This is a genomic window from Daejeonella sp. (assembly GCF_049655485.1).
Classification (GTDB): Bacteria; Bacteroidota; Bacteroidia; order Sphingobacteriales; family Sphingobacteriaceae; genus Daejeonella.
Genome location: NZ_JBASJU010000089.1, coordinates 1 through 8,971, shown reverse-complemented (window position 1 = coordinate 8,971; position 8,971 = coordinate 1). Strand labels below are relative to the sequence as shown.

Genomic DNA, 8,971 nt, shown 5'->3' with positions numbered 1-8,971 from the left:
ACCACGATGTTTGCGGGATTGGCTTTCTCCGTATAATTGAAATAGATTAATAAGGATACTATAATCGGCAGTACCGCATGAGCTATTGATCGGCCGATAAGCCAATTTTTACGTTTTTGAGTATCTTGAGCTTTGAAAGCCAGGTATGTTTCAAAAATCAAAATGTTCGACATTAATACCCAATAGGTACCTCCATATACGCCGGTGTATTCGTACCACTGTACCAGGTAGTGCGATTGAGCAAATCCATTTCCTAAGTTCATCCATGGGAAAGCCAAATCCCAGACCTGGTGCAGATACTCATAACTGATCCAGAAGCATATAAATCCCGCATAGCTGATAGCCCGGGTTGTTACGAGCCTTAATCTGGAGTATAACCAGAAAGCAATCGTCATGAGTAGAGAACCCAGTCCGAAGGGGATAATTGAAACAAACATCGCCATCCAAACAGGCATCCCCACAGCTAGTAGGGAGTTGCTTACCCAATAGATAGATGCCGTATTCCATACCACAAAACACAAGAAGGCGGTTCGGAAGATCAACCTGCCTTTGGACTTTAGATCGGAAGTAAGGATATTTTCAGTAGCGATTAGAATCGGCACCAGTCCCACTAATAGTATTAGAGATGTAAATGGAATCGGTGGCCATGCCAGCCAAAGTAAGAACGCACTGAGGAGGGCTAAGAGATAGTTTTGTTTCACCTAGAGCTGCGATAAAATATCTGCCTTCTTCCGTTCGTATTCTTCGGAAGTTATCAATTGTTTTTCAAAAAGTGTCTTAAGCTTCTTCAGCTTTTGCGTCACCTCATCTTCTGTTTCTTCCGCCGCCATTGGAATTTGGGCCTGGATGAAGGGCTTTTCCTCTTCCTCAATTTCCACATAGGAAGTATAATCCTCGGAAGAATTTGAATTTCCCAGATGGGTGTTTTTGTCATCGCTCAAAGAGTTCTGAGCCATCCCCCTGTTTTTTTCCAACTGCTCGTTAGAAAACTGGTAGAGCTTCCGCGCCTGAACTTTTGGGATATAATCGATCGCAATATTCTCTCCTCTTTGCGGCACCGTGAGAAACTTAGAGCCAAAGAATTCCTCTTTGAAGGAAACCTCTTTAATATCTTCCCAAGGGAAGGTAATAAAGTTGGTGGTCAAGCCCAGATTTTCCGGGATGCAGAAGATGATCCGTTTATTGGTTATTGCGATGCAATCGGGAATGAGGGTAACCGCGGGTTTCTTCTGGATAGCCAGATAGATTACTGCTTCACCGGAGGTAAGCATGTCGCGTAATTTACCGAGGATTTTTTCGGTGGTTTTCGGATCCTGGTCGTCTGTTAGGTATTGTTCCATTGTTATTTTATTTGGTGGCTTCGCCACGTTTTGTTTACCTGCCGAAGGCGGCATCACTTCCCCGCCACACAAATGACAATCTCCCCCTTTAACGTATGCGTCTCAAAGTATAGTTTAACCTCCGCTAAACTCCCCCTCACCGTTTCCTCAAACATCTTTGTCAATTCCCTCGATACCGAAGCCTGCCTCTCGGCCCCAAAGTACTGCGCAAATTCCTCCAGCGTTTTAAGCAATCGATGCGGGGATTCATAGAAAATCATCGTCCGTTCCTCAACTGCCAATTCCTTCATCCTTGTTTGACGACCCTTCTTCACAGGCAAAAAGCCTTCAAATGTAAAGCGGTCGGCAGCCAAGCCTGAATTAACCAGGGCAGGGACGAAAGCCGTTGCACCAGGAAGGCATTCTAATGGCAGATCATTTTTAATAGTCTCCCGAACCAGTAAGAATCCCGGATCCGAAATAGCCGGTGTACCCGCATCAGAAATGAGCGCAATTTGTTTCCCCTCTTTCAGGAAGCGGATAATCTCCGTAACCGATTTATGTTCGTTATGCTGATGATGAGAAAAAACTTTTTTATCGATGCCAAAGTGTTTTAGCAAAGGGGCACTTGTACGCGTGTCTTCCGCAAGAATTAAATCCACTTCTTTAAGAATGCGGATAGCCCTGAAGCTCATGTCTTCCAGATTTCCAATCGGGGTAGGTACCAGGTAAAGTTTACCGCTCATATTTCGATTTTAGTCGGAACGCCGTCTCAGGAAATAGTCTGAAAACAAGCACCAAACTCCAAACTGTTTATATCTTTGCTTAAAATTAAAAAGATGCTGCAAGTTAGTTATATCCGTGAAAATAGAGATGAAGTTTTAAATCGTTTGACCGTCAGGAATTTTAAACAGCCTGAACTGGTCGATCAGATTATCCAACTTGATGACGATCGTCGTCAGACTCAAACTCTTCTTGATTCGATTTCCGCGGAAGCAAATGCAGCGGCTAAGAAAATCGGCGATCTGATGCGGCGGGGCTTGAAAGATGAGGCTGAAGCAGAAAAGCAGAAAACCAATTCCTTCAAAGAACACACTAAAACGCTTGGCGATAAACTAACAGCTATTGAAGTCTTGCTCCAGAACGAACTGGTTTTGCTTCCCAATCTTCCGCATATATCTGTACCGAAAGGAGCTGGGCCAGATGAGAATGTGGTAGCATTTGAACACGGGCAGATCCCTCAATTGCCGGCAAATGCGCTTCCTCATTGGGAGCTGGCTGCAAAATACGACATCATCGACTTCGAACTGGGAAATAAGATTGCTGGTGCAGGATTCCCGGTTTATAAAGGCAAGGGCGCTAAACTTCAGCGGGCGCTGATCAACTTCTTCCTGGATAATGCAGAAGCTGCAGGGTATAGGGAAATGCAGCCGCCTATTGTAGTTAATGAGGCTTCCGGTTTTGGCACGGGACAACTTCCCGATAAGGAAGGTCAGATGTACCATATCGGTATCGACAATCTTTATCTCATCCCAACGGCTGAAGTTCCGGTTACTAACCTTTACAGGGATGTAATTGTCAAAGAAGAAGAATTACCCATCCGGAATTGCGCATATACACCTTGTTTCCGTAGGGAGGCGGGTTCTTATGGCGCACACGTGCGGGGTTTAAATCGCCTTCATCAGTTCGATAAAGTGGAAATCGTTCAGGTAGTGCATCCCGAAGGATCTTATCAGGTTCTGGAGGAAATGAGCAGTTATGTACAATCCCTTCTTCAGAAGCTGGAGCTTCCTTACCGCGTTCTCAGCCTTTGCGGCGGAGATATGGGATTTACTTCCGCTAAAACTTATGATATGGAAGTGTGGTGCGCCGCCCAGGCACGCTGGCTGGAAGTATCGTCAGTATCTAATTTTGAAACATACCAGAGCAACCGCTTGAAATTAAGATATAAGGGTAAAGAAGGCAAACCTCAACTCGCCCATACTTTAAATGGAAGCGCACTTGCATTGCCGAGAATTGTGGCGTCATTACTTGAGAATAATCAGACTGAGGAGGGGATTAAGATACCGAAGGCGTTGATGGGGTATACGGGGTTTGAGGTGATTGATTAAGTTGTAAGTTATAAGTAATATTTATAAGTAATGGGTTATAAGTATCTAAACGCCGTGCTTCTCTCGGACAAGCCACGAGTAAAACTTGTAACTTATGACTTACAACTTACAACTTACAACACCTTCCAAACAAATTCCTACCAACATACGTATTATACTATAATTCCCTTTATAGGTTAAATAATTCCCCCGGTATGGATAATAGAATTTTAGTGTTGGACGATGATCCCGGTATTTTACAAGCTCTTGACCTTTCTCTTACTTATTCTGGTTTTCAGGTCAGGCCGATGCTTTCAGGCGATAACGTCTTCCGAATGATAGACGATTTCGAGCCTAATTTGATAATCATAGATTATTTGCTGAGCGGCAAAACTGGCGGCGAAATTTGCCAGGATTTGAAAAATGACCCCTCCAAAAAAGATATCCCAGTCATCATGTTATCGGCTTATCCCGAAGCTGCCCAAAGGAATTCTGAATACGGTTGCGATGCGTTTATGGCAAAACCTTTTGATCTCAATGTGCTTGTCTCAGAAATCAAATCGTTTATAAACCCTGATGCTATCGTTATTAGATAATATCGATTAGCCAGCTGGCCAAAGTCCATAAAGTGTACACCACCAGAATTAAAGCCAGGAGCAGGATTATAAAAATCCATGCAATAATGCCCTTTCCGCTTCCCTGATGTTTTCCATCGACGTAATGTTCTCTAAGGAGTTTTATATTCCGGCTGTTCGACTTATAAGCAAAATCAAAAATGTTTCCAATAATGGGAATAGCGCCGATTGTGGAATCGAGAATGATATTTAAAGTCATAATTAGTAAAACCTTCCTGCTCACCCCATATTTGGCCATGGTAAGGAGCAACACCGTAGAAACTGCGAAACCACCAAGCCCGCCCGCTACCGGGATAAAGTTTATAATTGGATCCAGTCCAAATCGGAAATTTGTACCCGGTATGCGAAATTGCTCATCCATAAGGTGAGATACGCGTTCCACCCATTTTAGATTTGAGTTTGGTTTTTGTTGCATGTGAGATTTCTAACAAAGCCTGTGCCGGACTGTGTTTGCTATATCGTATGGTTTACGATGAACGGCTTTCTTTTCTTTCTCAGTAAAGAATGGCAAGTAATGGTAGACGGTTCTAAAGTTTTGTTCTTGGATCCTCGATTTTGACTCCCTAAAGCATTTTCAGAATTTCATCCACGTACGTCCTGTCATTCGCCAGCCTCGGAACTTTATGCTGTCCGCCAAGTTTGCCACGGTTTTTCATCCAGTTATAGAAAATGCCGTCTTCGGCTACATGGATAGTAGGCCTGCGTAGTGCCATGTCTTTATAGCGTTTGGCATCGTAGTCTGAATTGACGGCTCTTAAGGTTTCATCAAGAACATCCGTGAACCTCTTGATATCATTTGGTTTCTTCTCGAATTCAATGATCCACTCGTGCCCTCCGGCATCGTTGCCGCGGAAGTAAATAGGGCAGGCAGTATAATCTCTGATAATAGCGCTGGTTTCGCTGCAGGCCTTTGAAAGCCCTTTCTCAGCATTGTCGATGATAAGCTCTTCACCAAAAGCATTAATGAAATGTTTTGTGCGCCCGGTGATCTGTATTCGATGCGGAGAAAGCGAGGTGAACTTGATTGTATCACCGATCATATATCTCCAGAGCCCAGCATTGGTTGAGATAATTAGGGCATAGTTCTTATTCAGCTCGACCTGGTCGAGCGCAAGGGTCTTTGGGCTTTCAGCATGGATGTGTTCCATTGGAAGGAATTCGTAATAGATGCCATAATCCAGCATCAACAACATTTCTTCAGAATTCGGCTGGTCCTGGATCCCAAAGAAGCCTTCCGATGCATTATAGGTTTCCATATAATACATATCATCCCGGGGGATCAGTTTTTTAAATTGTTCCCGGTAAGGGTTAAAGTTTACGGCTCCGTGGAAGTAAAATTCCAGGTTTGGCCATACTTCAAGGAGATTGTCCTTGCCCGTAATTTCTAGGACTCGTTTTGCAAGTACCAGGTTCCATGTCGGTACCCCGGAAATATTTGTGACATTGACGCCAATGGTAGCCTGTGCCATTTTTTCCACCTTTTCTTCAAAGTTATCCATGAGTGCGATAGACATATCAGGAGTACGGTAGAATTCGGCCCAGAAGGGCAGATTCTTTATTAATACAGCTGAGAGGTCGCCATAACATGAGTCAGCATTAAGCTGGTTGATTTGGTGACTGCCGCCGAGTACCAGGCATTTACCTGTAAAGATCTTAGTATCCGGCCGGTTGTCGCAGTACATAGTAAGAAGATCCTTACCGCCTTTGAAATGACATTCTTCAAGGGATTCTTCACTTACAGGTATAAATTTACTCCGATCGTTTGTGGTACCGGATGATTTTGCAAACCATTTAATTTCAGAAGGCCATAATACGTTGTGTTCGCCAGCAAGCATCCGTTCGATATAGGGCTTGAGGGTATCATACGTTTGAATAGGTACACGTTCTTTAAACTGATCCTGGGTATAAATTGAGGAATACCCATACTCTTTACCCCATTCGGTATGCTGAGCAGAAGAAACAAGGCTTTGAAACCATTCATCCTGAACATCATATGGATATTTTATGAAAAGCTCGATCTGGTGCATCCGCTTTTTCATGATCCAGGTAAAAAAAGAATTAACTATTGTCATGTGATGATAAGACTATTACCGGGATTATATTTTCTTTTTACGCAATTCAAAATTCTGGCCAAGGTAGAATTTTTTGGCCATTTCATTATTCGCAATTTCTAATGGGGTGCCAGTTAGCATTATTTTTCCTTCGGCTAGCAGGTAAGCCCTGTCGGTAATCGAAAGAGTTTCTTGTACGTTGTGGTCGGTAATAAGTATACCAATATTCCGTAATTTTAGTTTTGCAACAATACTTTGAATTTCTTCCACTGCGATCGGGTCTACTCCTGCAAAAGGTTCATCCAGTAGTATGAAATTGGGATCTGCGGCAAGCGCTCTTGCAATTTCAGTTCGGCGACGTTCACCCCCAGAAAGTAAGTCCCCCCTATTTTTACGGACTTTATGCAAGCTGAACTCATCAATAAGCTGCTCCAGCTTTTCCCTTTGTTGCTCCTTACTTAGCTTTCCCATCTCAAGGACAGCCTTGATGTTATCTTCTACAGTCAGTTTTCTGAAAACAGATGCTTCCTGCGCTAAGTATCCAATACCCTTTTGTGCCCTGCGATACATCGGATCTTCGGTGATATCGGAGTCATCTAAAAATACATGTCCTTCATTCGGCCTGATGAGGCCCACGATCATATAAAAGGAAGTTGTTTTGCCAGCGCCGTTAGGGCCGAGCAGTCCGACAATTTCACCCTGTGAAACGTGGAAAGAAACGTCGTTAACAACTGTGCGTTGCTTATATTTTTTTACGAGATTTTCAGCTCTTAGAATCATTTTTAGCTATCTGATTAAGCTTCGGAGAAACGTATACCTTTAATATTCAATTGTAGTGTCGTCTTGTTCATCCAGGTATTTTCCTCAATGGTATAGCAGATATCAAAGGGCATACCACTGTTAATTTTAGGGAGAAATTCGCTCAGGCCGAAACCTATACAATTAAAGTATGTCTTGTTATCCTGATGTATACTCATCTTTAAATGCTTTTCGCCTACAGCGGAAGCGGAACCGTAAGTATAAACATTTCTGCTCAAAAATATCGGAGCCATATTTTGCGGCCCGAAAGGTTCAAACTGTTTTAAAATGCGGTAAAATTTGGGGCTTATTTGTTCCAGTTTCAATTCAGCGTCAATCGTTAATGATTGAATGAGTAATTCTTCAGGGATGGTCCGTGCAACCACTTCTTCAAATCTTTGCTGAAAAGCTGGAATATTTTCGGGCTTAATGGTAAGGCCCGCAGCATATTTATGTCCGCCAAATTGTTCAAGAAGGTCGCCGCACTCTAAAAGTGCTTCATACAGGTCAAAGCCGAGTACCGATCTTGCGGATCCTGCGGCATAACCGTTAGACAGAGTCATAACAATCGTGGGACGGTAGTATTTTTCCGTTAAACGGGATGCAACAATGCCGATAACTCCTTTATGCCATCCCTCATTGTAGACGACAGTTGTTTTCCTTCCGATCAACTCGGGATCGGAATCGATCAAGGCTAAGGCCTGTCCGGTGATATTACTGTCGTGTTCTTTACGTTCCGTATTTTTTAAGTTGATAACCTGACCTTTTTCGAAGGCGATGGCCTCTGTATCTGCGATCAGCAAGCTAACTGCATGTTTTGCATCATCGATTCTTCCTGCAGCATTAATTCGTGGGCCAATAGTAAAAACTACATCGGTGATGGTCAGTTTGGCCTTCCGGCCCGATAAATTCATTAAGGCCGATATACCTTTACACGGTTCTGTATTTATTTTTAGCAGCCCAAACCAGGCAAGAACACGGTTTTCGCCAGTGATAGGAACGATATCAGAAGCAATGCTCACAGCAACCAGATCCAGATAGCAAGAAATATCATTGAATGGTATGCCGTGTTTCTCGGTGTATGCTTGTACCAATTTAAATCCTATCCCGCACCCGGAAAGTTCCTTGTAGGGATATTGGCAATCCAAGCGCTTCGGGTCCAGCACGGCAACTGCAGCGGGCAAAACATCTCCCGGCAGGTGATGATCACAGATAATAAAGTCAATATCTTTTTCATTGGCATAGTCGATCTTGTCAACCGATTTAATCCCGCAGTCGATTGCAATGATTAGAGTGAACCCATTATGTGTGGCATAATCAATCCCCTGTGTGGAGATTCCATATCCTTCTTTGTAGCGATCAGGGATATAAAAATCAATTTCCGGGTGATATTTCTTAAAAAAGCTATAGACCAGTGCTACGGATGTTGTTCCGTCGACGTCATAATCGCCGTAAATAAGGATTTTCTCACCGGATGCTATCGCCAGCTCGATGCGTGAGATGGCTAGGTCCATATCCTTCATCAGGAAAGGATCATGCAGATTCTCCAGATCCGGCCGGAAAAAACGACGGGCTTCTTCAAAATTGCTAATTCCCCTTCTAGCAAGCAGGGCCGCTAAAACCGGATCAACGTTTAGAGTACGCTGTAATTCCTCCATTTCAGCGAGGTTTACCACCTCCTGCTCCACCCACCTTTTTTGCATATCTTTGCCCTTGAAAGCTGTAAAAATAGAATTTAACCTCATAATAAACAAAGACTTTGAAAGCAATAGCCTTACATGAAGGGTCGTACTCCGTAGATATTTCCAAGACGTTTATTCCTTTTGACCCAGCTATTCATAATCCAAAGGATAGGCCGGCATCGCTCTTTATTTATGTTCAGCCATTTCTTGTTAAGACAAAAGAGCACCTGATCATCCTGGATGCGGGCTTGGGTTTTCGTAATGAGGCCGATGAGTTAATTATCCACGAGAACATACGCAAAGCCGGTTTTGATCCTGCTGATGTCAGCCTGGTGCTGATGTCACATCTGCATTTTGACCATTCTGGCGGAATGATAAATAAGAAGGGAGATGACA

General features: G+C 43.4%; 9 protein-coding genes and 1 pseudogene. 3 read left to right on the top strand and 7 right to left on the bottom strand.

Annotated elements, in window-relative coordinates; all coding sequences use genetic code 11:
* The 3 genes and pseudogenes from WBJ10_RS03730 to rsmI all read right to left on the bottom strand — a co-directional run.
* Positions 1-701: pseudogene (locus WBJ10_RS03730) on the bottom strand (apolipoprotein N-acyltransferase); the annotation flags it as partial.
* Positions 702-1,340, bottom strand: a complete 639-nt coding sequence (locus WBJ10_RS03725) for a PH domain-containing protein (RefSeq protein ID WP_424288211.1) — start codon at positions 1,338-1,340, stop codon at positions 702-704.
* A gap of 53 nt (positions 1,341-1,393) precedes the next feature.
* A complete protein-coding gene (gene rsmI, locus WBJ10_RS03720) occupies positions 1,394-2,065 on the bottom strand; it encodes a 16S rRNA (cytidine(1402)-2'-O)-methyltransferase (RefSeq protein ID WP_424288210.1) in 672 nt (223 codons plus the stop codon).
* Between the two features lie 93 nt (positions 2,066-2,158).
* On the opposite strand from rsmI, the gene serS reads away from it, so the two are divergent.
* On the top strand, positions 2,159-3,430 hold the full coding sequence (serS, locus tag WBJ10_RS03715) for a serine--tRNA ligase (protein WP_424288209.1): 1,272 nt from the start codon (positions 2,159-2,161) through the stop codon (positions 3,428-3,430).
* Between the two features lie 194 nt (positions 3,431-3,624).
* Positions 3,625-4,005, top strand: a complete 381-nt coding sequence (locus WBJ10_RS03710; RefSeq protein ID WP_424288208.1) for a response regulator — start codon at positions 3,625-3,627, stop codon at positions 4,003-4,005.
* Here the strand turns inward: WBJ10_RS03710 and WBJ10_RS03705 are convergent.
* From WBJ10_RS03705 to recJ, 4 genes are all read right to left on the bottom strand, one after another.
* Positions 3,998-4,459 carry a DUF4112 domain-containing protein gene (locus WBJ10_RS03705; RefSeq protein WP_424288207.1) on the bottom strand — a complete coding sequence of 154 codons (462 nt, stop codon included), beginning with the start codon at positions 4,457-4,459 and terminating at the stop codon, positions 3,998-4,000. The genes WBJ10_RS03710 and WBJ10_RS03705 overlap by 8 nt on opposite strands.
* Before the next feature lie 148 nt (positions 4,460-4,607).
* Positions 4,608-6,116, bottom strand: coding sequence for a GH3 auxin-responsive promoter family protein (locus tag WBJ10_RS03700; RefSeq protein WP_424288206.1), 1,509 nt, complete (start codon positions 6,114-6,116; stop codon positions 4,608-4,610).
* Positions 6,117-6,140: 24 nt separating this feature from the next.
* The gene (gene lptB / locus WBJ10_RS03695) at positions 6,141-6,875 is read right to left on the bottom strand and encodes an LPS export ABC transporter ATP-binding protein (RefSeq protein WP_424288205.1); all 735 of its coding nucleotides are present in this window, start codon (positions 6,873-6,875) and stop codon (positions 6,141-6,143) included.
* Positions 6,876-6,889: 14 nt separating this feature from the next.
* Complete coding sequence (gene recJ / locus WBJ10_RS03690; RefSeq protein WP_424288204.1) at positions 6,890-8,596, bottom strand: single-stranded-DNA-specific exonuclease RecJ; 1,707 nt, start codon at positions 8,594-8,596, stop codon at positions 6,890-6,892.
* Between the two features lie 56 nt (positions 8,597-8,652).
* Here recJ and WBJ10_RS03685 point away from each other — a divergent pair.
* A partial coding sequence (locus WBJ10_RS03685; protein ID WP_424288203.1) for an MBL fold metallo-hydrolase occupies positions 8,653-8,971 on the top strand: 319 nt, incomplete at its 3' end.

Coding starts and splice junctions, on each gene's coding strand:
- WBJ10_RS03725 (WP_424288211.1), bottom strand. CDS start 1,340: ATGGAACAATACCTAACAGACGACCAGGATCCGAAAACCACCGAAAAA.
- rsmI (WP_424288210.1), bottom strand. CDS start 2,065: ATGAGCGGTAAACTTTACCTGGTACCTACCCCGATTGGAAATCTGGAA.
- serS (WP_424288209.1), top strand. CDS start 2,159: ATGCTGCAAGTTAGTTATATCCGTGAAAATAGAGATGAAGTTTTAAAT.
- WBJ10_RS03710 (WP_424288208.1), top strand. CDS start 3,625: ATGGATAATAGAATTTTAGTGTTGGACGATGATCCCGGTATTTTACAA.
- WBJ10_RS03705 (WP_424288207.1), bottom strand. CDS start 4,459: ATGCAACAAAAACCAAACTCAAATCTAAAATGGGTGGAACGCGTATCT.
- WBJ10_RS03700 (WP_424288206.1), bottom strand. CDS start 6,116: ATGACAATAGTTAATTCTTTTTTTACCTGGATCATGAAAAAGCGGATG.
- lptB (WP_424288205.1), bottom strand. CDS start 6,875: ATGATTCTAAGAGCTGAAAATCTCGTAAAAAAATATAAGCAACGCACA.
- recJ (WP_424288204.1), bottom strand. CDS start 8,596: ATGCAAAAAAGGTGGGTGGAGCAGGAGGTGGTAAACCTCGCTGAAATG.